Raw genomic sequence first — 24,712 nt, forward strand, 5'->3', positions numbered from 1 at the left:
GGGATTTCAGAGCAGTGTAAAATGTTACTGATTTGAAGAAGGGAGAACTATTGAATGGCTAAAGATGATGTAATTGAAGTCGAAGGTACCGTTCTTGAAACGTTGCCAAATGCTATGTTCAAAGTAGAATTAGAGAATGGGCATGTCGTATTGGCTCACGTTTCTGGTAAAATCCGTATGAACTTCATTCGTATTTTACCAGGAGACAAAGTTACGGTAGAATTATCTCCGTACGATTTAAATCGTGGTCGTATTACGTACCGTTTTAAATAATATAGCACTCCGTAATCTTTAAGGAGGTTCGAGACATGAAAGTAAGACCGTCAGTTAAACCAATCTGCGAAAAATGTAAAGTTATTCGTAGACGTGGAAAAGTAATGGTTATTTGTGAAAACCCTAAACATAAACAAAAACAAGGTTAATCAGAAGGAGGTGCATTCAGAATGGCACGTATCGCAGGTGTAGATATTCCTCGTGACAAGCGCGTTGTTATTTCTTTAACTTACGTATTCGGCATTGGTCGCACAACTGCTGAAAAAATTCTTACAGAAGCTGGTATTTCTTCGGAAACACGAGTTCGTGATTTAACAGAAGATGAATTAGGACGTATCCGTGATATCATCGATCGTATTAAAGTTGAGGGAGACCTTCGTCGTGAAGTATCTCTTAACATTAAACGTCTAATGGAGATCGGTTCTTACCGTGGTCTTCGTCACCGTCGTGGTTTACCAGTTCGTGGTCAAAACTCTAAAAACAATGCTCGTACACGTAAAGGTCCACGTCGTACAGTAGCAAATAAAAAGAAATAATAAGTAAAGGAGGTTGAACTAACAATGGCACGTAAAACAAACACTCGTAAAAAACGTGTGAAAAAGAATATTGAAGCTGGTATAGCTCATATTCGTTCTACTTTCAACAACACAATCGTAACTCTTACAGATACTCACGGTAACGCACTTTCTTGGTCTAGTGCTGGTGCACTTGGTTTCCGTGGATCTCGTAAATCTACTCCATTCGCTGCGCAAATGGCTGCAGAAGCTGCTTCTAAAGTTGCAATGGAGCACGGTTTAAAAACTTTAGAGGTTACTGTTAAAGGTCCTGGTGCTGGTCGTGAAGCTGCAATTCGTGCTCTTCAAGCTGCAGGCCTAGAAGTAACAGCAATTAGAGATGTTACTCCAGTTCCTCATAATGGATGTCGTCCACCAAAACGTCGTCGTGTGTAATTTTTCTGTATAGAATTTTCCCTTTTGTCTATAATGGATATGATGCATTATCGAGAAATTTCGTACAGAAACATCGCTTGTTGTGCACAATCGGGAACTGCCTAAGGGGGACTTTCGGTTAAACAGAGGTTTGTCCTTTGTTTAACCGGGGTTTCGACGTTTTGAAGGAGGGTTTAGTTAATGATTGAAATCGAAAAACCGAAAATCGAAACGGTTGAACTTAACGAAGATGCTAAGTATGGCAAATTCGTGATTGAACCGCTTGAGCGTGGATATGGTACTACTTTGGGTAACTCCTTACGTCGTATTCTTTTATCCTCACTCCCTGGTGCCGCTGTAACTGCTATCCAAATCGATGGCGTTTTACACGAATTTTCAACAGTTGAGGGCGTAGTAGAGGACGTTACGACGATCATCTTAAACTTGAAAAAGTTAGCTCTTAAAATCTACTCTGAAGAAGAGAAGACGTTGGAAATCGATGTACAGGGCGAAGGTATTGTCACAGCTGCTGATATTACTCACGATAGTGATGTTGAAATCTTAAATCCAGATTTACACATTGCGACGTTAGCAAAAAATGCGCATTTCCGCATGCGTTTAACTGCAAAGCGTGGCCGTGGGTATACGCCAGCTGATGCAAATAAAAGCGAAGATCAACCAATAGGAGTAATTCCTATTGATTCTATTTATACTCCAGTATCACGTGTGACTTACCAAGTGGAAAAGACACGTGTCGGACAAGTGGCTAATTATGATAAGCTTACGCTTGATGTATGGACGGATGGAAGCATCGGGCCAAAAGAAGCTATCTCTTTAGGTGCCAAAATCTTAACTGAGCATTTAAATATCTTTGTTGGTTTAACTGACGAAGCACAAAATGCTGAGATTATGGTCGAGAAGGAAGAAGATCAAAAAGAAAAAGTTCTAGAGATGACTATTGAAGAACTGGATCTTTCTGTTCGTTCTTATAATTGCCTAAAACGTGCAGGAATTAATACTGTACAAGAGCTTGCGAACAAAACAGAAGAAGATATGATGAAAGTTCGTAACTTAGGACGTAAATCCTTAGAAGAAGTTAAACATAAACTTGAGGAATTAGGTTTAGGTTTACGTAAAGACGACTGAGGATTTAAACCCATCAACAAAGGAGGGAACTACGAATGGCATACAGAAAATTAGGCCGTACAAGTGCGCAACGTAAAGCTATGTTACGTGATTTAGCTACTGATTTAATTATCAACGAGCGCATCCAAACGACAGAAACTCGTGCAAAAGAACTTCGTTCTGTAGTGGAAAAAATGATCACTTTAGGTAAACGCGGAGATCTTCATGCTCGCCGTCAAGCAGCAGCTTTCATCCGTAATGAAGTTGCTAACGCTGAGACTGGTCAAGATGCACTTCAAAAATTATTCGCTGATGTAGCTCCACGCTATGCTGAGCGCCAAGGCGGATACACTCGTATTGCAAAAATTGGTCCACGTCGCGGAGACGCAGCACCAATGGTAATTATCGAGTTAGTATAATGATGATTAAAAGGGCAGGACAGTTCTTTTCAAGTAACTGGTCATGGCCCTTTTTTTTTAAGTATAAAAAAACGTGCTAACTTGGTGAAGGAAAGGGTGCCTTGTATTGAAAAAAGAGAAACTTCGGACAGAAAATATATCATTTCAATATCCTGGGGCAGCCTCTTATGCATTAAAAGATGTTTCGTTTTCCTTATATGAAGGAGAATGGGTATCTGTTATTGGACAAAATGGTTCAGGGAAGTCTACACTTGCAAAATTATTGAATGGCTTATTTTTACCGGAATCAGGGACAATTACTGTAAATGATACAATGATTTTATCAGAGGAAACAGTATGGGATGTTCGAAAGCAAATTGGGATGGTATTTCAAAATCCAGATAATCAATTTGTTGGAACGACAGTACAAGATGACGTTGTATTCGGCCTAGAGAACATCGGAATGCCAAGGGAGCAGATGATAGAAAGACTAGAACAAGCTCTGCAACTTGTCCGTATGGAAGATTTTTTAAATGAAGAACCCCATTCGTTATCTGGTGGACAAAAGCAGCGAGTCGCAATAGCAGGTGTTTTAGCACTTCAGCCATCTATTTTAATACTAGATGAAGCAACTTCAATGTTAGACCCTCAGGGGAGACGTGAAGTGGTAGAAACGGTCAGACAACTTGTTAATCAAAAGGGTATTACGGTGTTATCGATTACGCACGATTTAGAAGAAGCGGCACAGTCAGACCGTATTATTATTTTAAACAAGGGAGAAATATTAGAGGAAGGTACTCCAGAGCAAATTTTCAAATCCTCTCATATGCTCCAAGAGATTGGATTAGATGTACCTTTTTCGGTAAAAATAGCAGAATTATTAAAAAGAAATGAAATTCACTTGCAAAATACGCATCTTACAATGGAAAGCTTGGTGAACGAACTTTGGAGATTACATTCCAAAAAGTAGAACATCGTTATCAATATAAAACTCCATTTGAAAGACGCGCACTTTATGATGTAGACGTGTCGTTTCCAAGTGGGGGCTATTATGCCATTATCGGTCATACTGGTTCAGGTAAGTCGACGATGATTCAACATTTAAATGGTTTATTGCAGCCGACAAATGGTACGGTTCAAATTGGTGAACATTTAATTTCAGCAGGAAAAAAAGAGAAGAAACTTAAGCCGCTACGAAAAAAAGTAGGGGTTGTCTTTCAGTTTCCAGAACATCAACTATTTGAAGAAACAGTTGAAAAGGACATTTGTTTTGGGCCTACTAATTTTGGTGTATCTGAAGAAGAGGCAAAACAAAAGGCGAAAGATGCAATCCAGCTTGTTGGATTGGACATAGAGTTATTAGCACGTTCTCCATTTGAATTAAGCGGTGGGCAGATGAGGCGTGTTGCAATAGCAGGCGTACTTGCGATGGAACCCGAAGTGCTTGTATTAGATGAACCTACAGCAGGGCTTGATCCGAAAGGACAGCACGAGCTCATGGAGATGTTTTACAATTTGCATAAGGAACAGAGGCTTACAGTCATTCTTGTTACTCATAATATGGAGCATGCCGCTAAGTATGCAGATCAAATAGTGGTCATGCATAAAGGAACGGTCTTTTTGCAAGGAAGAGCAGAGGAAGTATTTTCACATGCTGATGAATTAGAACAAATCGGTGTGGATCTTCCAATGTCTTTAAAGTATAAACGTGCAATTGAAGAGAAGTTTGGTATTTCAATTTCGAAGGCTACCTTATCTTTAGAGGATCTTACTCATGAAGTTGTACAGGTGTTACGAAAAGGTGGTCATGAATCATGCAGCAGTTGATTATTGGAAGGTATATTCCAGGGAATTCTCTTATTCATCAACTTGATCCACGTACGAAGCTGCTGATTGTCTTTTTATATGTATTTGTTGTTTTCTTGGCAAATAATGCGATTTCATATGGATTTTTATTTTTATATGCACTCATTGCTTTATTTTTTGCAAAAGTGCCGATTCGTTATGTACTTTCGGGCTTAAAACCAATTTTATGGATTTTTCTTTTTACATTTTTCCTGCATATTTTTACGAATAAAGAAGGGGAAGTACTATTCCAGCTTGGTTGGTTTTCGATACATGAAAAAGGATTAGAGCAAGGGATCTACATTTCTATACGATTTTTCGTTATTATTTTAATGACGACATTATTAACGTTAACAACGACACCAATTGAGATTACAGATGGTTTAGAGACGTTATTAAAGCCGTTGAAGCGTATGAAAGTTCCTGTTCATGAAATCGCATTAATGATGTCAATTTCTCTTCGATTTATCCCCACATTAATGGATGAAACGAGTAAAATTATGAAAGCGCAGGCGTCACGTGGTATTGATTTTGCAGGTGGACCGATAAAGGATAGGATGAAAGCTATTATCTCACTACTCGTTCCACTATTTATCAGTGCTTTTAAGCGTGCAGAGGACTTAGCGATTGCGATGGAAGCTCGTGGATACCAAAGTGGCGAAGGACGTACTAAATTTAGGCAACTGCGCTGGAAAATAAGTGATACAGTAACAATTGTAAGCTTACTTTGTTTAGCTTGTATTTTGGCATGGGTGCGATCGTAATGGAGAATAGAGAAATGGAAAGAATAAAATGTACAGTTGCATATGATGGCATTCATTTTTGTGGTTACCAAATTCAACCACAGCATCGTACTGTTCAACAAGAAATAGAGAAAGCATTGCAGAAGTTGCATAAAGGAGAACTTGTTCGTGTGCAGGCATCAGGCAGAACGGATTCTACTGTTCACGCCAAAGGACAAGTGATACACTTTGATACACCTTTGTCTCTTGAAGAGTGGCAATGGAGTAATGCTTTAAATACAATGTTGCCGGATGATATTGTTATCAGGCAGGTAGAGAAGAAAACAGAAGAATTTCATGCACGTTACGGTGTTGAGAAAAAAGAATATCGCTATCGTGTATTATTATCAAAGACTGCGGATGTATTCCGTAGAAATTACGTATATCAATATCCATATCCGCTCGAAATAGATTCTATAAGAAAAGCGATTCCTTATTTTATTGGAACGCATGACTTTACTTCTTTTTGTTCGGCAAAAACTGACAAAAAAGATAAAGTGCGAACAATTTATGAAATCGAATTAATTGAGCAAGACGATGAATTAATTTTTCGTTTTGTAGGTAATGGATTTTTATATAATATGGTCAGAATTATTGTTGGTACGTTACTTAGCATAGGGCAAGGAAAGCTTGATCCTGATAGCATTCCAGAGATTTTAGCGAAACAAAATCGCCAGTGTGCTGGAAAGATGGCTCCAGGTCATGGACTTTACTTATGGCAGGTAAACTATAACAACTAATCCTGGTGTAACATTTGCTTGACATTAGAAACTCAAAAGTATATCATAACATATGGTATTGTTTCTAAAACCACGATTAGCCCCGGAAGGAAATCGTGTTTAAGATAAACAATAGATTTTTTCTATGGAAAAGATAACGAGGAGGGAAACACATGCGTACGACTTTTATGGCAAAAGCTAACGAAGTTGAGCGTAAATGGTATGTGGTTGACGCTGAAGGTCAAACTTTAGGTCGCCTATCTACGGAAGTAGCATCTATTTTACGCGGTAAAAACAAACCTACATTTACACCACACGTTGACACGGGTGATCATGTAATTATTATTAACGCTGAGAAAATTCATTTAACAGGTAATAAATTAAACGATAAAATTTACTACCGTCACACTAACCACCCAGGTGGACTTAAACAAAGAACAGCTCTAGAAATGCGTACAAACTACCCTGTACAAATGTTAGAGCTTGCAATTAAAGGCATGCTTCCAAAAGGACGCTTAGGCCGTCAAGTTTCTAAGAAACTAAACGTGTATGCTGGAGCAGAGCATCCACACCAAGCACAAAAACCAGAAGTTTACGAACTTCGCGGATAATTAATTAAAGGAGGGCTTACTTTGGCACAGGTTCAATACTATGGCACTGGACGTCGTAAGAGTTCAGTAGCGCGCGTACGCCTAGTTCCAGGCGAAGGACGCGTTATCATTAACGGTCGTGATTTTGAAAACTATATCCCATTTGCTGCATTACGTGAAGTAGTGAAACAACCTCTAGTTGCAACAGAAACTTTAGGTAACTACGATGTACTTGTAAACGTAAATGGTGGTGGATACACTGGTCAAGCTGGTGCTATTCGTCACGGTATTTCTCGCGCTTTATTAAAAGCTGATCCAGAATACCGTCTAACACTAAAACGTGCAGGTCTATTAACTCGTGACGCACGTATGAAAGAGCGTAAAAAATACGGTCTTAAAGGCGCACGTCGTGCACCTCAGTTCTCAAAACGTTAATTTTTGCGAACTTCAAACCCCAACCATTTTGGTTGGGGTTTTTTTATGTTTAATTCCTCTTTTATAATTTTTGTATCTTGGAATATTTTAGTGCTACCGTCTCGCGTATGCTTCTTCTTTAGAAGCTTAGACTAATACGTATTAGGGAGGTTTATAAGTACTATGAATGTCATTGTCAGCTTACAAGAAAAACAAAAAGAAAAGCAGTTAAAATACGAGCGGAAGATGCTGCGAGAATTATCATTAAAAACATTGCGTTCAAATATTCGTGATGCCTTTCAGATGCAAGAACTTCATCGTCAGTATGAAGATTATTGTATTGAACTAGGGATAGAATCTTATTTATTAGGAGCGAGATACAGTAAATTTGGTTATCATGGTGAATCATTCTTTGATGTGAAATATAGGGCTTTAGAAGAAGAGCAACAATTAACTGAAACGTTATTTCAATTTTTAACGAGTATGACTATACGTGAAATTAAATTGCAAGACGAGGAATTACTTTTTGAATCTTGCCAGCAGTTTATCGGCTTGTGGTGGCAGGAAGGGTATGAAAAAGGCGAAAGAAGATATCGATTAAAGCTACATTAAGACAAGCATAAACTTTCCTCTTGTCCCATATAAGTAATTAGAGGGACTAGCTGGAGGAGGAAAGGTATGAAGAGAATTCGAATTATCTCTTTTGCGCTCGCTGCGGTTGTTTTGTTTTTTTTAGTTAAACAAGAATTTCAAATTACAAAATCGTGGCGAGCTTGGAATTTACCCTTATCAGGGAAAGTAATTGTATTGGATGCTGGGCATGGTGGACCAGACGGAGGGGCTGTTGGTGGAAAGGATATTGTAGAAAAAGATATTACGATTGAGATTACAAAAAAGGTACAAGATTATTTACAAGAACAAGGTGCTTTAGTTATTTTAACGCGTGAAGGAGATTATGATTTAGCTAATAAGGATACAAAGTCATATAGTAGACGTAAAGCGGAGGATTTAAAAAGGCGTGTTGAGATCATTAATAAGCCTGATGTAGACTTTTTTGCGAGTATTCATTTAAATGCCCTAACTAGTAGTGGATCTAAGGGCGCACAAACGTTCTACTACCGTTCATCGATTGAAAATGAGCGGGCTGCGAAATTTATACAAGCTGAATTGAGAACAAGCTTAGAAAATACGAATCGTTCTGCTAAAACAATTCCTCACGTGTATTTATTGAAGTATGCCAAAACACCAGGTGCTTTAATTGAGGCTGGCTTTTTATCGAATGTGAATGAAAGATATATGTTAAATTCGGAGAAATACCAGCAAAAAGTAGCGGCTGCAATATATCGTGGTATATTACGTTATTTTACGGAAAAAGGAAATCCTCCAGAATAAGGAGGATTTTTCGAGTTTCTCTCGTTAACGAAGTTTTCCGAAAATATGTTATACTGGAAATGTAAACGCATTTATTTCAAAAATAAAGAGAGATAAATTTAATTAACATTACGTTATTTTTCATACAGGGGGCTGGGCTAATTATGGTAACAAAAGAGCAGGTAGTGGAAGCGTTGGAAGGGATTATAGATCCGTTTGTACATAAAACGTTAAAAGAAACAAATGCAATTAAAGAGGTAACAGTCAAGCCTGAGAAGGAACATGTAAGTGTTAAAATTGCAATTGTAAAGACAGGTACAGCGGAACAAATGCAGTTGCAGTCTGGAATTGTAAAGTTAGTAAAAGAACTTGGAGCAGCAACAGTTGGACTTCGTTTTGCAGAATTTACAGAAGAGGAATTAGCTCAGTTTGCACCACCGCAAGAGGAAGAGAAAAGTGAATCCTTATTATCACCGAACTCAAATACAACATTTTTAGCAGTGGCAAGTGGAAAAGGTGGAGTAGGGAAATCGACTGTTTCTGTTAACCTTGCAATTGCTTTAGCTCGTTTAGGAAAAAAGGTTGGTATCATTGATGCGGATATTTACGGTTTTAGTGTACCGGATATGATGGGTATAGAAAAACGTCCAATCGTAAGAGGTGATAAGATAATACCAGTGGAGCGTCTAGGCGTGAAAGTAATCTCAATGGGATTCTTTGTAGAAGATAACGCACCTGTTATTTGGAGAGGACCGATGCTTGGGAAAATGTTAAATCACTTTTTCACAGAAGTAGAATGGGGTGATTTAGATTACTTAGTATTGGATCTACCACCAGGTACGGGTGATGTTGCTCTAGATGTGCATTCGATGTTGCCGGCTTGTAAAGAGATTATTGTAACAACGCCGCATCCAACAGCGGCATTTGTAGCAGCGCGCGCCGGAGCCATGGCTTTACGTACAGAACATAGTATTCTTGGTGTTGTTGAAAATATGGCGTATTTTGAAAGTAAAGCAACTGGTGAAAAAGAGTATGTGTTTGGAAGAGGTGGAGGAGATAAATTAGCTGAGGAACTTCAAACGGATGTAATTGGCCGAATTCCACTTCAACAACCTGATTGGAATAAAGAGGACTTTGCGCCGTCAGTATATGAAGATACACATACAACGGGTCTTATTTATCGTACGATAGCTGAGACGGTTATTGATAAAACAGCTGTTACACAAAAATAAAGTAGTAATGAGTGGACAATGTATATATTGTCCACTCATTACTATAATTTTTATTGTTGTTCTTTGTTCCCATCTTGAGAACCACCTTCACCGCCTGCGCCTTTCTTATCAGACCCACCTTTTTCGGCTTTTTGTACACCTTTACTAATAATGTCAATCATCTTAGCTTGGAAGAGTGGACTTTCGGCAGTTTCGGTTAGTACTTGCTGTAAATATTGACGATATTCTTTGCTCTTCATTGTTTGTAACATAATTTTCTCTACTTCAGGATTTTTCATAATCTCTATAACACCTGATTGGTATTCAGGATCTTTTAGTAAAGTTTTCATTAAGTTTGTTTGTTCTTTGCCCATACTTTTAGCAAATTTCGATGAGAACTCAGGGTCTTTAAAGAGCTTTTCCCAGAATTGTTGCCCTTTTTCAGATACCATCGCATCTTCAATCGTTTTCTTTACTACTGTTTCATCTAGTATGAGTGCTTGTTTCATTTTTTCATCGGTTAATACATCTTGGATCGCCTTTTTTCCTTGGTCGGTTTTTAAAATATCAACAATCATTTTTTTTGTTTGATCATAATCAAGTTCGGATTTTGCTTCTTTTTCTTGTGCACATGCCACTAGTGCCATAAATAGAAAAGAAGAAATCAAAACGAGCAGCATCCGTTTCATAAGTTGGAGCTCCTTTCAGCACAGTTCTCTTTTTTTAATATAAATCTCTTTAAGGAATTTATACATGAACATGGCTAGCTTTTTGAAATTGTCATTGATACAATTTAATTAGAAATATAAGAATAATGGGGGATGTGTTGTGAATAGCCGCAAGTGGGTACGACTATTTTTTACGACGTTGTTTCTTGGTGGGATTAGCACGGTCTTTATTGGTTTTGTTTTAGAGTGGGACAAGTACGTTAAATTTTTTCAAAATTTTGACGGAAAAGAAATTTTAGCAATTTCTTTTTGGTTGATGGGTGTAGGGTTTATTTTTAGTGTTATAAGTCAAATGGGGTTCTTTGCGTATTTAACGATCCATCGTTTTGGATTAGGGATGTTTCGGTCATCTTCTTTATGGAATGCAGTGCAACTTTTCTTTATTGCGTTTGTATTGTTTGATTTCGTTTATTTAAGGTCAGTACTTATTGCGAATGGGGAAGTTTCATTAGGGAATAACATACTTGTTGCTGGGATGTTATTTGTGTTTGGGGCAATTGTCGCTTACATAAAGAGTAAAGAAACGAATAAAAAAGCATTTGTGCCTGCTCTGTTCTTTATGGTTGTTGTAACAATTCTTGAATGGGTACCAGCGCTCCGGATTAATGATACAGATTGGTTATATTTAATGGTGATACCACTTCTATTATGTAATGCATATCAGTTACTTGTATTGCATCGTTTAATTGGACAAAAGAGTAAGTCAGCTTAATGAGGAGAGAGTGGATTTTTAATTATCCAGATTTCTATCGTCTGTAAATACTAGGATGAAAAAAGCTCTGCTATCTTAACGAAAGATAGCAGAGCTTTTTATGTGTGAAGAATCGTGTGGAAAGGAACTACTTAATATCTTCACTTTTTGTACTTGTGTTGGAAATGAGTTGTGATACAGATGTTTGTTCATATCCGTCGCTCTTTAATTTTTGTAAGAGTAATGGTAAAGCATTATTTGTTTGAAGGGCAGAATCAGAAGCATGTAATAAGACAATATCTCCACCCTTTAAATTGCTAGAGACTGTGGAAACGATTTTATTTACGCCGGGATTTTTCCAGTCATTTGAATTGTTACTCCAATGAACAATGGTGTATCCGAGTGATTCCGCTATTTTAAGAGTTGTTTTGTTAAAATCGCCACTAGGTGGACGTAATAGCTTGACTTGTTTTACGCCAATTTTTGTAAAAACATCTTGTGCCCGCAAAAGATCTCTTCGTATTTCATTTGCTTCTAGTGAAGTGTAGGACGTGTAATTATAGCCCATACTACCAATCTCATGTCCATCTTTCATGATGCGTTCGACAATATCAGGGTGTCTTTCAGCCCATGCAGCAGAGAGAAAGAAAGTTGCATTCTTAATTTCTCTTTCTTTGAGTGTATTAAGGATTGGAATAGCTTTTTTGTCTCCCCAACTAATGTCAAAAGTGAATGCAACTTGTTTTTTTGCAGTGTCCCCTTTGTAAATCACTTTAGGACCAGTAGCAGTTGAAAAAGCAGATTCATGTGAATATGTTTTTAAAAAGAGTAGCCATGCTGTAAATAAGGAAAGTACGATTATTAAGCTAATGTGTTTAAATGTTCTTTTACTCGTAATAAAAAAGAAAAACATAATATTACGCCCCTTTGTCCAATCCTTTTCAGTTACATATATGCTTTAAATTTAAAAAAGAGAACAAGGGATTAATATCGTAAGTGGTGGATATAATGAGTGATAGAATTTTGTTTTTGATGATACATTATTGGTAATTGAAAATGAGTGGGGCGTTTATCGGTACACGTAAGGAATTATTGGGGTGATAATTTGCTTGGGATTATGTTGACGAAGGAAGAGAAGAAAGAAATGGAATACATACTGAAGAGAGAGTTAGAGGAACTTTTATTTGATTTTGCAGATGAGCGTATACATGGCGTTGTAAAAAAAGCGATGGAAGAAAGGTATAAAATCATTTTTTGTTTATTTCGGAGAGTTGCTAATAGGGAAGAATGTATTCGTTATGTAAGAAAAAGAATTTTTTATTAAAAAGTGTTGACGTTAAGAGTAGGTATATGATAAATTAATAAACGTCGCTGATGCAGAAACGCAGAAAACGACAAAAAAGAAATTGAAAAACTTAGTTGACATCGAAAAATGAAGATGTTAACATAAGGGAGTCGCAAATGAGCGGCTAAGTAGTTCTTTGAAAACTGAACGAAACAAACAACGTGAACGTCAATTTTTATTTTTAGATGCTAGACAAACTAACTTTATTGGAGAGTTTGATCCTGGCTCAGGATGAACGCTGGCGGCGTGCCTAATACATGCAAGTCGAGCGAATGGATTAAGAGCTTGCTCTTATGAAGTTAGCGGCGGACGGGTGAGTAACACGTGGGTAACCTGCCCATAAGACTGGGATAACTCCGGGAAACCGGGGCTAATACCGGATAATATTTTGAACTGCATGGTTCGAAATTGAAAGGCGGCTTCGGCTGTCACTTATGGATGGACCCGCGTCGCATTAGCTAGTTGGTGAGGTAACGGCTCACCAAGGCAACGATGCGTAGCCGACCTGAGAGGGTGATCGGCCACACTGGGACTGAGACACGGCCCAGACTCCTACGGGAGGCAGCAGTAGGGAATCTTCCGCAATGGACGAAAGTCTGACGGAGCAACGCCGCGTGAGTGATGAAGGCTTTCGGGTCGTAAAACTCTGTTGTTAGGGAAGAACAAGTGCTAGTTGAATAAGCTGGCACCTTGACGGTACCTAACCAGAAAGCCACGGCTAACTACGTGCCAGCAGCCGCGGTAATACGTAGGTGGCAAGCGTTATCCGGAATTATTGGGCGTAAAGCGCGCGCAGGTGGTTTCTTAAGTCTGATGTGAAAGCCCACGGCTCAACCGTGGAGGGTCATTGGAAACTGGGAGACTTGAGTGCAGAAGAGGAAAGTGGAATTCCATGTGTAGCGGTGAAATGCGTAGAGATATGGAGGAACACCAGTGGCGAAGGCGACTTTCTGGTCTGTAACTGACACTGAGGCGCGAAAGCGTGGGGAGCAAACAGGATTAGATACCCTGGTAGTCCACGCCGTAAACGATGAGTGCTAAGTGTTAGAGGGTTTCCGCCCTTTAGTGCTGAAGTTAACGCATTAAGCACTCCGCCTGGGGAGTACGGCCGCAAGGCTGAAACTCAAAGGAATTGACGGGGGCCCGCACAAGCGGTGGAGCATGTGGTTTAATTCGAAGCAACGCGAAGAACCTTACCAGGTCTTGACATCCTCTGAAAACTCTAGAGATAGAGCTTCTCCTTCGGGAGCAGAGTGACAGGTGGTGCATGGTTGTCGTCAGCTCGTGTCGTGAGATGTTGGGTTAAGTCCCGCAACGAGCGCAACCCTTGATCTTAGTTGCCATCATTAAGTTGGGCACTCTAAGGTGACTGCCGGTGACAAACCGGAGGAAGGTGGGGATGACGTCAAATCATCATGCCCCTTATGACCTGGGCTACACACGTGCTACAATGGACGGTACAAAGAGCTGCAAGACCGCGAGGTGGAGCTAATCTCATAAAACCGTTCTCAGTTCGGATTGTAGGCTGCAACTCGCCTACATGAAGCTGGAATCGCTAGTAATCGCGGATCAGCATGCCGCGGTGAATACGTTCCCGGGCCTTGTACACACCGCCCGTCACACCACGAGAGTTTGTAACACCCGAAGTCGGTGGGGTAACCTTTATGGAGCCAGCCGCCTAAGGTGGGACAGATGATTGGGGTGAAGTCGTAACAAGGTAGCCGTATCGGAAGGTGCGGCTGGATCACCTCCTTTCTATGGAGAATTGATGAACGCAGTTCATCAATAAACGTTGACTTGTTTCGTTTCGTTCAGTTTTGAGAGAACTATCTCTCAAGTTTAAATGTATGTTCTTTGAAAACTAGATAACAGTGTAGCTCATATTTTTTAATTTTAGTTTGGTTAAGTTAGAAAGGGCGCACGGTGGATGCCTTGACACTAGGAGTCGATGAAGGACGGGACTAACGCCGATATGCTTCGGGGAGCTGTAAGTAAGCTTTGATCCGAAGATTTCCGAATGGGGAAACCCACTATACGTAATGGTATGGTATCCTTACCTGAATACATAGGGTATGGAAGACAGACCCAGGGAACTGAAACATCTAAGTACCTGGAGGAAGAGAAAGCAAATGCGATTTCCTGAGTAGCGGCGAGCGAAACGGAATCTAGCCCAAACCAAGAGGCTTGCCTCTTGGGGTTGTAGGACATTCTATACGGAGTTACAAAGGAACGAGGTAGACGAAGCGACCTGGAAAGGTCCGTCACAGAGGGTAACAACCCCGTAGTCGAAACTTCGTTCTCTCTTGAATGTATCCTGAGTACGGCGGAACACGTGAAATTCCGTCGGAATCTGGGAGGACCATCTCCCAAGGCTAAATACTACCTAGTGATCGATAGTGAACCAGTACCGTGAGGGAAAGGTGAAAAGCACCCCGGAAGGGGAGTGAAAGAGATCCTGAAACCGTGTGCCTACAAATAGTCAGAGCCCGTTAATGGGTGATGGCGTGCCTTTTGTAGAATGAACCGGCGAGTTACGATCCCGTGCGAGGTTAAGTTGAAGAGACGGAGCCGCAGCGAAAGCGAGTCTGAATAGGGCGTTTAGTACGTGGTCGTAGACCCGAAACCAGGTGATCTACCCATGTCCAGGGTGAAGTTCAGGTAACACTGAATGGAGGCCCGAACCCACGCACGTTGAAAAGTGCGGGGATGAGGTGTGGGTAGCGGAGAAATTCCAATCGAACCTGGAGATAGCTGGTTCTCCCCGAAATAGCTTTAGGGCTAGCCTTAAGTGTTAGAGTCTTGGAGGTAGAGCACTGATTGAACTAGGGGTCCTCATCGGATTACCGAATTCAGTCAAACTCCGAATGCCAATGACTTATCCTTAGGAGTCAGACTGCGAGTGATAAGATCCGTAGTCAAGAGGGAAACAGCCCAGATCGCCAGCTAAGGTCCCAAAGTGTGTATTAAGTGGAAAAGGATGTGGAGTTGCTTAGACAACTAGGATGTTGGCTTAGAAGCAGCCACCATTTAAAGAGTGCGTAATAGCTCACTAGTCGAGTGACTCTGCGCCGAAAATGTACCGGGGCTAAATACACCACCGAAGCTGCGAATTGATACCAATGGTATCAGTGGTAGGGGAGCGTTCTAAGTGCAGTGAAGTCAGACCGGAAGGACTGGTGGAGCGCTTAGAAGTGAGAATGCCGGTATGAGTAGCGAAAGACGGGTGAGAATCCCGTCCACCGAATGCCTAAGGTTTCCTGAGGAAGGCTCGTCCGCTCAGGGTTAGTCAGGACCTAAGCCGAGGCCGACAGGCGTAGGCGATGGACAACAGGTTGATATTCCTGTACCACCTCTTTATCGTTTGAGCAATGGAGGGACGCAGAAGGATAGAAGAAGCGTGCGATTGGTTGTGCACGTCCAAGCAGTTAGGCTGATAAGTAGGCAAATCCGCTTATCGTGAAGGCTGAGCTGTGATGGGGAAGCTCCTTATGGAGCGAAGTCTTTGATTCCCCGCTGCCAAGAAAAGCTTCTAGCGAGATAAAAGGTGCCTGTACCGCAAACCGACACAGGTAGGCGAGGAGAGAATCCTAAGGTGTGCGAGAGAACTCTGGTTAAGGAACTCGGCAAAATGACCCCGTAACTTCGGGAGAAGGGGTGCTTTCTTAACGGAAAGCCGCAGTGAATAGGCCCAAGCGACTGTTTAGCAAAAACACAGGTCTCTGCGAAGCCGTAAGGCGAAGTATAGGGGCTGACACCTGCCCGGTGCTGGAAGGTTAAGGAGAGGGGTTAGCGTAAGCGAAGCTCTGAACTGAAGCCCCAGTAAACGGCGGCCGTAACTATAACGGTCCTAAGGTAGCGAAATTCCTTGTCGGGTAAGTTCCGACCCGCACGAAAGGTGTAACGATTTGGGCACTGTCTCAACCAGAGACTCGGTGAAATTATAGTACCTGTGAAGATGCAGGTTACCCGCGACAGGACGGAAAGACCCCGTGGAGCTTTACTGTAGCCTGATATTGAATTTTGGTACAGTTTGTACAGGATAGGCGGGAGCCATTGAAACCGGAGCGCTAGCTTCGGTGGAGGCGCTGGTGGGATACCGCCCTGACTGTATTGAAATTCTAACCTACGGGTCTTATCGACCCGGGAGACAGTGTCAGGTGGGCAGTTTGACTGGGGCGGTCGCCTCCTAAAGTGTAACGGAGGCGCCCAAAGGTTCCCTCAGAATGGTTGGAAATCATTCGTAGAGTGCAAAGGCATAAGGGAGCTTGACTGCGAGACCTACAAGTCGAGCAGGGACGAAAGTCGGGCTTAGTGATCCGGTGGTTCCGCATGGAAGGGCCATCGCTCAACGGATAAAAGCTACCCCGGGGATAACAGGCTTATCTCCCCCAAGAGTCCACATCGACGGGGAGGTTTGGCACCTCGATGTCGGCTCATCGCATCCTGGGGCTGTAGTCGGTCCCAAGGGTTGGGCTGTTCGCCCATTAAAGCGGTACGCGAGCTGGGTTCAGAACGTCGTGAGACAGTTCGGTCCCTATCCGTCGTGGGCGTAGGAAATTTGAGAGGAGCTGTCCTTAGTACGAGAGGACCGGGATGGACGCACCGCTGGTGTACCAGTTGTTCTGCCAAGGGCATAGCTGGGTAGCTATGTGCGGAAGGGATAAGTGCTGAAAGCATCTAAGCATGAAGCCCCCCTCAAGATGAGATTTCCCATAGCGTAAGCTAGTAAGATCCCTGAAAGATGATCAGGTTGATAGGTTCGAGGTGGAAGCATGGTGACATGTGGAGCTGACGAATACTAATAGATCGAGGACTTAACCATATAATATGTAGCAATGTTATCTAGTTTTGAAGGAATATATATTTAAAATTCCTTTTGACATTCTGAAAAGAATGTGTATAATGATAAAAGTCTGGTAATGATGGCAGAGAGGTCACACCCGTTCCCATACCGAACACGGAAGTTAAGCTCTCTAGCGCCGATGGTAGTTGGGACCTTGTCCCTGTGAGAGTAGGACGTTGCCAGGCTTATATTGTTCCGCAGTAGCTCAGCGGTAGAGCTATCGGCTGTTAACCGATCGGTCGTAGGTTCGATTCCTACCTGCGGAGCCATTATGCTTCCATAGCTCAGCTGGTAGAGTACTTCCATGGTAAGGAAGAGGTCACCGGTTCAAGCCCGGTTGGAAGCTTGGGAAAATTTTTTATTTTTTGGCCCGTTGGTCAAGTGGTTAAGACACCGCCCTTTCACGGCGGTAACACGGGTTCGAATCCCGTACGGGTCATCACTTTTGGAGGATTAGCTCAGCTGGGAGAGCACCTGCCTTACAAGCAGGGGGTCGGCGGTTCGATCCCGTCATCCTCCACCATATATTTTTAAATGTCGGAGGGGTAGCGAAGTGGCTAAACGCGGCGGACTGTAAATCCGCTCCTTCGGGTTCGGCAGTTCGAATCTGCCCCCCTCCACCATTTTCTTTAAAATAACCTGAAAGGGTTTATTTTTTTGAAAAGATAACCATACTAGTAAATATTAATGGGCTATAGCCAAGCGGTAAGGCAACGGACTTTGACTCCGTCATGCGCTGGTTCGAATCCAGCTAGCCCAGCCATTTACGAGCCATTAGCTCAGTTGGTAGAGCATCTGACTTTTAATCAGAGGGTCGAAGGTTCGAATCCTTCATGGCTCACCATTTTCGCGGAAGTAGTTCAGTGGTAGAATACAACCTTGCCAAGGTTGGGGTCGCGGGTTCGAATCCCGTCTTCCGCTTAATTACTAAGGGGCCTTAGCTCAGCTGGGAGAGCGCCTGCCTTGCACGCAGGAGGTCAGCGGTTCGATCCCGCTAGGCTCCATATAAATGGGGAAAGCTTACATCAAATGATGTAAGCTTTTTTTGTGTTTAAATTCCATTCCAAAAGGAAACTTTTCCGTATATCGTTTAGAATGAAAAAAAGGATTGAATAAGGGGGAGGTAATTATGAAAGTTGTCATTGCATCGGATTCATATAAAGAAAGCCTGAAAGCTATAGAGGTATGTGAAGCTATTGAAAGAGGCTTTGCAGCAATTTTTCCTAAAGCAGAGTATGTTAAAGTACCAATTGGAGATGGAGGCGAAGGAACGGTTGAATCTCTTGTTGGTGCTACAATGGGGAGAATTATAACACTTAGTGTGACAGGACCGCTTGGAGGGAGCGTGCAAGCCTTTTATGGTATGTCTAAGGATAAGAAGACAGCATTTATTGAAATGGCAGCAGCATCAGGATTACAACACGTTCCAATTGAAAAGAGAAACCCGCTTATTACAACGACAAAAGGGACAGGCGAACTTATATTACATGCATTAGATCAAGGAGCTAAACACATTATTTTAGGGCTTGGAGGAAGTGCTACAAATGATGGTGGGGCTGGTATGCTATCTGCCTTAGGCGCAAGATTTATAAATAGGAAAGGTGAGGTAATAGAACCCTCTGGAGGGACATTGCATTTGATAACCACTGTTGACCTTTCTAGGATTGATTCACGCCTGGAGGATATAAAGTTAGAAGCAGCATGTGATGTAGATAACCCTTTAGTTGGACTGAGCGGGGCATCTTTTATATTTGCGAGGCAAAAAGGTGCGAATGTAGAGATGATGAAAGAGCTAGATGAGAATTTAAAACATTATGCTAATATACTTAAACAACATGTGTCTTTTGATGTATCTGAAATACCAGGTGCGGGGGCAGCTGGAGGAATGGGAGCCGCTGTCGTTGCAGTGCTAAAGGGACAGCTAAGAAAAGGGATTGAAATTGTATTAGATTATACAAATTTTGATAAGTGTATAGAAGGTGCCGATCTTATTGTAACTGGTGAGGGAAGAATAGATGAACAAACAGCTTATGGAAAAGCTCCTGTTGGTGTCGCGAAGCGGGCGAAATGTCGTCATATTCCTGTAATTGCTATTGGTGGATCTGTATCTCCGAACTATACAATTGTTTATGAAAAGGGAATTGATGCAGTGTTTAGTATTACAGCCAGTCCAATGACATTAGAAGAAGCATATAAAGCGGCAGAAGAGAATATCGAAATGACAGCAAAAAATATTGCAGCAGTGTGGAAACTAGCATCAGAAAAACGCTTCTAAATATAGAAGTGTTTTTTAATCCAGTTATTTGAGAATATTTTGTGTAATCCTAGATGGTGATGGAGAAAAGCACTCATAAAAATATTAGCTGATAGAAAAGTTAGTTGGTTCATTAAGTTAAGTTTATACATAGAACAGTTTGAAAATTGGGATTCCAACGTAAATATAAGTGAATAAAATGTATATCCATGCAGAAAAATGTCGAGTTGAGTCAGACTATAAAAAAGATTTAAAATATTTAGTGAAGGCATAAAAGGGGGATACTATCTATGAAAAAAGAAATCTCAGTTATTGGAGTTCCAATGGATTTAGGACAGATGCGTCGTGGGGTTGATATGGGACCAAGCGCGATCCGTTATGCAGGGGTAATTGAAAGAATCGAAGAAATTGGATATAACGTAAAAGATATGGGAGATATATGTATAGAGAGAGAAAAAGAAATAGATGAAAATACAAAGTTAAGAAACCTTACACAAGTTGCAACTGTATGTAATGAATTAGCAAGTAAGGTTGATAATATTATAGAAGAAGGTCGTTTTCCACTTGTATTGGGCGGCGATCATAGTATTGCTATCGGTACGTTAGCTGGTGTAGCGAAACATTATAAAAATTTAGGTGTTATTTGGTATGATGCACACGGTGATTTAAATACAGAAGAAACTTCACCATCAGGAAATATTCACGGTATGTCACTTGCTGCAAGTTTAGGTTATGGACATTCTTCACTTGTAGACTTATATGGGGCATACCCGAAAGTGAAAAAAGAGAACGTTGTAATTATCGGTGCACGTGCATTAGATGAAGGGGAAAAAGACTTTATTCGTAATGAAGGCATTAAAGTATTTTCAATGCATGAAATTGATCGTATGGGTATGACGGCTGTTATGGAAGAAACAATTGCTTACTTATCTCATACTGACGGTGTTCATTTATCATTAGATTTAGATGGTCTTGATCCTCATGATGCACCAGGAGTTGGGACGCCTGTAATTGGTGGTCTATCGTATCGTGAAAGCCACTTAGCGATGGAAATGTTAGCAGAAGCTGATATTGTTACATCTGCTGAATTTGTTGAAGTAAATACGATTTTAGATGAGAGAAACAGAACAGCAACAACAGCGGTTGCTTTAATGGGGTCTTTGTTCGGTGAAAAACTAAAATAAATGTAAGAAAAGCAACTGAGAAGTTGCTTTTTTTATTTGAAAATAAGCGTATAATAATGACTTATATTATACTGTACTGTAGGGTAAGAAAGTTTGACATCTTACCAATTTAGGCCGAAGGAGGTCGTTTGTAATTGTCGTTTGTTTCATGTATGGTATAATTAACTAGTTGTTGGAAATACATACAGATAGAGCATAAAACAATATTTCAATATATGGATAGAATTGCTCGTAAGTAGGAGGAAGGGTTAGCATGCCTTTTGAAGATACGACCATTTTGAAATATCTTAGTACGGCATTAGATATTGCTGTTGTATGGTTTATTATATATAAGCTAATTCTTATAATCCGGGGTACGAAGGCTGTTCAACTTTTAAAAGGTATTACAGTTATTATTGTCGTCCGGATGATCAGTATTTTACTTGAATTGCATACGCTATATTGGCTAACGGAACAAGTATTAACGTGGGGATTCTTAGCTGTTATTATTATCTTTCAGCCAGAATTGCGAAGAGCACTTGAGCAGCTAGGACGAGGTAGCTTGTTTTCGCGTGTGGGAACTCACGAGGACGATGAACCTGAAATTGTTGCAACAGCGATAGCGAAAGCAACGGAATATATGGGAAAACGTAGAATTGGTGCATTAATTACTTTATCAAAAGAGACCGGTATGGGTGATTATGTGGAAACGGGTATTCCGCTGAACGCAAATGTGTCATCAGAATTACTTATTAATATTTTTATTCCAAATACACCTCTTCATGACGGAGCGGTAATTATGCAAGGAAGTACAATTAAAGCAGCAGCATGCTATCTTCCATTATCAGAAAGTCCGTTTATTTCTAAAGAATTAGGAACTAGACATCGTGCTGCAATGGGAGTTAGTGAAGTTACTGATAGTATTACAGTAGTTGTGTCTGAAGAAACTGGTCAAATTTCTTTAACGAAAAATGGTAAGTTGCATCGTGATTTGAAGACAGAACAGCTGAAGGATATGTTATTAGCTGAATTTAGTGGAAACGAAAAAACGACTTCTTCGTCTTTATGGAATTGGAGGAGAAAGCGTCATGGATAAGTTAATGGAGAATCATTGGTTTTTAAAAGGGATCTCATTACTATTGGCGTGTATGCTTTTTATGTCAGCGACGTTAACTGAAAAAAATACGACATCAGGTATATTACCTTTTGCAAATGATACGAAAGAAACATTAACTAATTATGAGATTAATCTTAAGTATGATGAGGAGAAATATATTGTAAGTGGTATTCCAGCAGAGGGCGTTAAGGTGAAGTTAGAAGGCCCAAAATCAGCAGTTGCTACAGCAAAAGCAAAAAAACAATTTGACATACCAATTGATTTGCGAGATAGTCCAAAGGGAACTTATGAGATTTCTTTAAAAACGAACGGGCTTCCAGATGATGTGAAAGGAACAGTTCAGCCATCAACAATTAAAGTTACTCTTCATGAAAAGGCGAGAAAATATGTTCATGTAGATTTGAAATTATCAAATGAGGATCAAATGCCAGCGGGGGCTACTCTCGAAAAATCAAGCCTTAAACCGGATACTGTTGAGGTAGTTGGGACGAAAGAAGAAATTGAAAGCATTTCATCTGCCAAAGCGTATGTTGATTTAAAAGGTGTTAATAAAACTGTTACAAAAACGCCCGAAGTTACATTATACAATAAAGAAGGAAAACGTTTAAATGTAAGAACAAGTCCATCTAAGATTAGTGTAACGTTGAATGTGGCAACGCAAACTACAGCCAATAATACTGAAAAAACAGTTCCTTTAACATATTCGAAAAAAGGGAATTTACCAGAAGGTTTAGCTGTTACAAATATTAGTGTTGAACCAAAAGAAGTAACGATAGCAGGTCCAAAAGACATTTTGGATAATATACAATCTATAGAGGGGATCGAGGTAGATCTTAGTCAATTGACGGATTCTACAACATTCGATGCCTCTGTTTTATTGCCAAAAGGTGTAACAAGTGCAAAACCAAATCAAGTGAAGGTTTCCATAGGGGTACAAAAGGTAAAACAAACGAAAAGTAAAACTATTGATGGTATCCCGATTCAAAAAAGTGGAATTCCGAATGATGTTACTGCTCAGCTACTTTCGCCACAAGATGGAAAGATAAGCGTTGATATTTCAGGAGAAGCAAGTATAGTAGATAAAATAACAGCTGCTCAAATAACAGCTGCGATTAATCTGCAAAATGTATCTCCGGGGACGAATGATGTTTCTATTCAAGTGAGCGGTCCTGGTAATATTTCGATAGAAGCAAAACAAAAAAGTGCTAAAGTCACAATTGTGAAGAAAGAAAAGCCAGATAAAGAAGTACAGGGTGATATTGAACAACCAGATTCAAAAAACAATCAAGAAAATCAAACTGAAAAACCAAAAAATCCTGAATCTGATCCAGAAAAGGATCAGGAAAAAGATAAAGATAAAGAAAATGGCCAAGAAACGAGCCAAGAACCAACAGAAGATAATCAAAAAGAGCAGGAAAAAGGAGCGAATAATAATGGGTAAATATTTTGGTACAGACGGAGTACGCGGGGTTGCAAATAAGGAATTAACACCTGAATTAGCATTCAAAATTGGACGTTTTGGCGGCTATGTATTAACAAAAGATACAGATCGTCCAAAAGTAATTATTGGCCGTGATACACGTGTATCTGGACATATGTTAGAAGGAGCTTTAGTAGCAGGTCTATTATCAACTGGAGCAGAAGTAATGCGTCTTGGTGTTATTTCTACACCAGGTGTGGCTTATTTAACAAAAGCTTTAGATGCACAAGCGGGTGTTATGATTTCTGCATCTCATAATCCAGTACAAGATAATGGAATTAAGTTCTTCGGTTCAGATGGTTTCAAATTAACAGATGAGCAAGAAGCAGAAATTGAAGCATTATTAGACAAAGAAGTTGACGAGTTACCACGTCCAACAGGTACTAACCTTGGCCAAGTGAGCGATTACTTTGAAGGTGGACAAAAATATTTACAATACATTAAACAAACTGTAGAGGAAGATTTCTCTGGTTTACATATCGCTTTAGATTGCGCACACGGTGCGACTTCTTCTTTAGCTCCATACTTATTTGCAGACTTAGAAGCTGATATTTCAACGATGGGAACTTCTCCAAACGGTATGAATATTAACGAAGGTGTAGGATCTACACATCCAGAAGTCTTAGCTGAATTAGTAAAAGAAAAAGGTGCTGATATCGGACTTGCTTTTGATGGTGATGGCGACCGTTTAATCGCTGTAGATGAAAAAGGAAACATCGTTGATGGCGATCAAATTATGTTTATTTGCGCGAAGTACATGAAAGAAACTGGTCAATTAAAACATAATACAGTTGTTTCAACAGTTATGAGTAACTTAGGTTTCTATAAAGCACTTGAAGCAAACAGTATTACAAGTGATAAAACAGCAGTTGGTGACCGCTACGTAATGGAAGAAATGAAACGTGGTGGATATAACCTGGGCGGAGAACAATCAGGTCACATTATTTTACTTGATTACATTACAACTGGTGATGGAATGTTAAGTGCACTTCAACTTGTAAACATCATGAAAATGACGAAAAAGCCATTATCTGAGCTTGCAGGTGAGATGACAAAATTCCCACAATTACTAGTAAATGTTCGTGTAACAGATAAAAAATTAGCATTAGAAAATGAAAAAATCAAAGAAATTATTCGTGTTGTAGAGGAAGAAATGAACGGCGACGGTCGTATTCTTGTTCGTCCATCTGGAACAGAACCGCTTATTCGTGTAATGGCAGAAGCACCAACACAAGAAGTTTGTGATGGATATGTACACCGCATTGTAGAAGTTGTTAAAGCTGAAGTTGGCGCTGAATAATTCAATGAATTTATTGAAAAGGAGCACAAGAAGTGCTCCTTTTTCATATGTTTTATAGACGATGAAAAAAATTTCATTGACGGGTTTATCATGTTTGTTATAAGATGGTCTTGTTCTTTTTCTCAAAGTAAATA

The 24,712-nt window shown here is 40.3% G+C and carries 24 protein-coding genes, 9 tRNA genes and 3 rRNA genes; 34 read left to right on the forward strand and 2 right to left on the reverse strand.

Features of this window, described 5'->3' with window-relative positions; all coding sequences use genetic code 11:
• Positions 1–54: 54 nt before the first annotated feature.
• The 15 genes from infA (at position 55) to QUF93_RS03250 (ending at position 9,678) form a co-directional block, all read left to right on the forward strand.
• Entirely contained in the window at positions 55–273 is a 219-nt protein-coding gene (gene infA, locus QUF93_RS03180; protein WP_001029884.1) for a translation initiation factor IF-1, read from the forward strand.
• Positions 274–308: 35 nt separating this feature from the next.
• Entirely contained in the window at positions 309–422 is a 114-nt protein-coding gene (gene rpmJ, locus QUF93_RS03185; RefSeq protein WP_000868344.1) for a 50S ribosomal protein L36, read from the forward strand.
• Positions 423–443: 21 nt separating this feature from the next.
• Positions 444–809, forward strand: coding sequence for a 30S ribosomal protein S13 (gene rpsM, locus QUF93_RS03190; protein ID WP_000090790.1), 366 nt, complete (start codon positions 444–446; stop codon positions 807–809).
• A gap of 24 nt (positions 810–833) precedes the next feature.
• A complete protein-coding gene (gene rpsK / locus QUF93_RS03195) occupies positions 834–1,223 on the forward strand; it encodes a 30S ribosomal protein S11 (protein ID WP_002009745.1) in 390 nt (129 codons plus the stop codon).
• A gap of 180 nt (positions 1,224–1,403) precedes the next feature.
• Entirely contained in the window at positions 1,404–2,348 is a 945-nt protein-coding gene (locus QUF93_RS03200; protein ID WP_000569644.1) for a DNA-directed RNA polymerase subunit alpha, read from the forward strand.
• A 35-nt stretch (positions 2,349–2,383) separates the two neighbouring features.
• Positions 2,384–2,746 carry a 50S ribosomal protein L17 gene (gene rplQ, locus QUF93_RS03205; RefSeq protein ID WP_000331490.1) on the forward strand — a complete coding sequence of 121 codons (363 nt, stop codon included), beginning with the start codon at positions 2,384–2,386 and terminating at the stop codon, positions 2,744–2,746.
• 106 nt (positions 2,747–2,852) lie between these two features.
• Positions 2,853–3,695 (forward strand): energy-coupling factor ABC transporter ATP-binding protein, encoded by an 843-nt coding sequence (locus QUF93_RS03210; RefSeq protein ID WP_002115334.1) that lies wholly within the window; start codon positions 2,853–2,855, stop codon positions 3,693–3,695.
• Positions 3,671–4,552 (forward strand): energy-coupling factor ABC transporter ATP-binding protein, encoded by an 882-nt coding sequence (locus QUF93_RS03215; RefSeq protein WP_289357828.1) that lies wholly within the window; start codon positions 3,671–3,673, stop codon positions 4,550–4,552. The genes QUF93_RS03210 and QUF93_RS03215 overlap by 25 nt, the downstream gene beginning before the upstream one ends.
• Positions 4,540–5,334, forward strand: a complete 795-nt coding sequence (locus QUF93_RS03220; protein WP_128283409.1) for an energy-coupling factor transporter transmembrane component T family protein — start codon at positions 4,540–4,542, stop codon at positions 5,332–5,334. The genes QUF93_RS03215 and QUF93_RS03220 overlap by 13 nt, the downstream gene beginning before the upstream one ends.
• A 14-nt stretch (positions 5,335–5,348) precedes the next feature.
• Complete coding sequence (gene truA / locus QUF93_RS03225; protein WP_002115338.1) at positions 5,349–6,092, forward strand: tRNA pseudouridine(38-40) synthase TruA; 744 nt, start codon at positions 5,349–5,351, stop codon at positions 6,090–6,092.
• A 152-nt stretch (positions 6,093–6,244) separates the two neighbouring features.
• Positions 6,245–6,682 carry a 50S ribosomal protein L13 gene (gene rplM / locus QUF93_RS03230; RefSeq protein ID WP_001260795.1) on the forward strand — a complete coding sequence of 146 codons (438 nt, stop codon included), beginning with the start codon at positions 6,245–6,247 and terminating at the stop codon, positions 6,680–6,682.
• 21 nt (positions 6,683–6,703) lie between these two features.
• On the forward strand, positions 6,704–7,096 hold the full coding sequence (gene rpsI, locus QUF93_RS03235) for a 30S ribosomal protein S9 (protein WP_000079986.1): 393 nt from the start codon (positions 6,704–6,706) through the stop codon (positions 7,094–7,096).
• Between the two features lie 162 nt (positions 7,097–7,258).
• Positions 7,259–7,687, forward strand: a complete 429-nt coding sequence (locus QUF93_RS03240; RefSeq protein WP_002113330.1) for a DUF2521 family protein — start codon at positions 7,259–7,261, stop codon at positions 7,685–7,687.
• 66 nt (positions 7,688–7,753) lie between these two features.
• On the forward strand, positions 7,754–8,467 hold the full coding sequence (gene cwlD / locus QUF93_RS03245; RefSeq protein WP_128283411.1) for an N-acetylmuramoyl-L-alanine amidase CwlD: 714 nt from the start codon (positions 7,754–7,756) through the stop codon (positions 8,465–8,467).
• Between the two features lie 143 nt (positions 8,468–8,610).
• Positions 8,611–9,678: an iron-sulfur carrier protein/transcriptional regulator SalA gene (locus QUF93_RS03250; RefSeq protein ID WP_289357830.1), complete on the forward strand. Its 1,068-nt coding sequence runs from the start codon at positions 8,611–8,613 to the stop codon at positions 9,676–9,678.
• 50 nt (positions 9,679–9,728) lie between these two features.
• On the opposite strand, the gene gerD is transcribed toward QUF93_RS03250, so the two are convergent.
• Positions 9,729–10,346: a spore germination protein GerD gene (gerD, locus tag QUF93_RS03255; RefSeq protein WP_002115342.1), complete on the reverse strand. Its 618-nt coding sequence runs from the start codon at positions 10,344–10,346 to the stop codon at positions 9,729–9,731.
• A gap of 139 nt (positions 10,347–10,485) precedes the next feature.
• Between gerD and kbaA the strand changes: the two genes are divergently transcribed.
• Complete coding sequence (kbaA, locus tag QUF93_RS03260; RefSeq protein ID WP_289357832.1) at positions 10,486–11,097, forward strand: KinB signaling pathway activation protein KbaA; 612 nt, start codon at positions 10,486–10,488, stop codon at positions 11,095–11,097.
• A 127-nt stretch (positions 11,098–11,224) separates the two neighbouring features.
• Here the strand turns inward: kbaA and pdaB are convergent, their stop codons facing one another.
• Positions 11,225–11,989 (reverse strand): polysaccharide deacetylase family sporulation protein PdaB, encoded by a 765-nt coding sequence (pdaB, locus tag QUF93_RS03265; protein ID WP_289357833.1) that lies wholly within the window; start codon positions 11,987–11,989, stop codon positions 11,225–11,227.
• 192 nt (positions 11,990–12,181) lie between these two features.
• Between pdaB and QUF93_RS03270 the strand changes: the two genes are divergently transcribed.
• From QUF93_RS03270 to glmM, 18 genes are all read left to right on the forward strand, one after another.
• On the forward strand, positions 12,182–12,400 hold the full coding sequence (locus QUF93_RS03270; RefSeq protein WP_033711590.1) for a hypothetical protein: 219 nt from the start codon (positions 12,182–12,184) through the stop codon (positions 12,398–12,400).
• 224 nt (positions 12,401–12,624) lie between these two features.
• A 16S ribosomal RNA gene (locus QUF93_RS03275) occupies positions 12,625–14,176 on the forward strand.
• 145 nt (positions 14,177–14,321) lie between these two features.
• Positions 14,322–17,243: ribosomal RNA gene (locus QUF93_RS03280) — 23S ribosomal RNA — on the forward strand.
• 90 nt (positions 17,244–17,333) lie between these two features.
• A 5S ribosomal RNA gene (gene rrf / locus QUF93_RS03285) occupies positions 17,334–17,449 on the forward strand.
• Together the 16S, 23S and 5S rRNA genes with 9 tRNA genes alongside form the textbook arrangement of a ribosomal RNA operon.
• A gap of 9 nt (positions 17,450–17,458) precedes the next feature.
• Positions 17,459–17,533 (forward strand) — tRNA-Asn (locus QUF93_RS03290).
• A gap of 4 nt (positions 17,534–17,537) precedes the next feature.
• Positions 17,538–17,610, forward strand: a tRNA-Thr gene (locus QUF93_RS03295).
• 21 nt (positions 17,611–17,631) lie between these two features.
• Positions 17,632–17,703 (forward strand) — tRNA-Glu (locus QUF93_RS03300).
• 8 nt (positions 17,704–17,711) lie between these two features.
• Positions 17,712–17,787: transfer RNA gene (locus QUF93_RS03305), tRNA-Val, on the forward strand.
• Positions 17,788–17,803: 16 nt separating this feature from the next.
• Positions 17,804–17,887, forward strand: a tRNA-Tyr gene (locus QUF93_RS03310).
• 65 nt (positions 17,888–17,952) lie between these two features.
• A tRNA-Gln gene (locus QUF93_RS03315) sits at positions 17,953–18,027 on the forward strand.
• Between the two features lie 5 nt (positions 18,028–18,032).
• A tRNA-Lys gene (locus tag QUF93_RS03320) sits at positions 18,033–18,108 on the forward strand.
• 5 nt (positions 18,109–18,113) lie between these two features.
• Positions 18,114–18,185 (forward strand) — tRNA-Gly (locus tag QUF93_RS03325).
• A gap of 10 nt (positions 18,186–18,195) precedes the next feature.
• Positions 18,196–18,268, forward strand: a tRNA-Ala gene (locus tag QUF93_RS03330).
• A 125-nt stretch (positions 18,269–18,393) separates the two neighbouring features.
• The gene (locus QUF93_RS03335; RefSeq protein WP_289357834.1) at positions 18,394–19,539 is read left to right on the forward strand and encodes a glycerate kinase; all 1,146 of its coding nucleotides are present in this window, start codon (positions 18,394–18,396) and stop codon (positions 19,537–19,539) included.
• 269 nt (positions 19,540–19,808) lie between these two features.
• Positions 19,809–20,702, forward strand: a complete 894-nt coding sequence (gene rocF / locus QUF93_RS03340; RefSeq protein ID WP_289357835.1) for an arginase — start codon at positions 19,809–19,811, stop codon at positions 20,700–20,702.
• 253 nt (positions 20,703–20,955) lie between these two features.
• Positions 20,956–21,777 (forward strand): diadenylate cyclase CdaA, encoded by an 822-nt coding sequence (gene cdaA, locus QUF93_RS03345; RefSeq protein WP_289357836.1) that lies wholly within the window; start codon positions 20,956–20,958, stop codon positions 21,775–21,777.
• Positions 21,770–23,239: a CdaR family protein gene (locus QUF93_RS03350; protein WP_289357837.1), complete on the forward strand. Its 1,470-nt coding sequence runs from the start codon at positions 21,770–21,772 to the stop codon at positions 23,237–23,239. The genes cdaA and QUF93_RS03350 overlap by 8 nt, the downstream gene beginning before the upstream one ends.
• The gene (glmM, locus tag QUF93_RS03355) at positions 23,232–24,578 is read left to right on the forward strand and encodes a phosphoglucosamine mutase (protein ID WP_289357838.1); all 1,347 of its coding nucleotides are present in this window, start codon (positions 23,232–23,234) and stop codon (positions 24,576–24,578) included. The genes QUF93_RS03350 and glmM overlap by 8 nt, the downstream gene beginning before the upstream one ends.
• Positions 24,579–24,712 lie beyond the last annotated feature (134 nt).

This window comes from Bacillus hominis, assembly GCF_030348325.1.
Taxonomy (GTDB): Bacteria; Bacillota; Bacilli; order Bacillales; family Bacillaceae_G; genus Bacillus_A; species Bacillus_A hominis.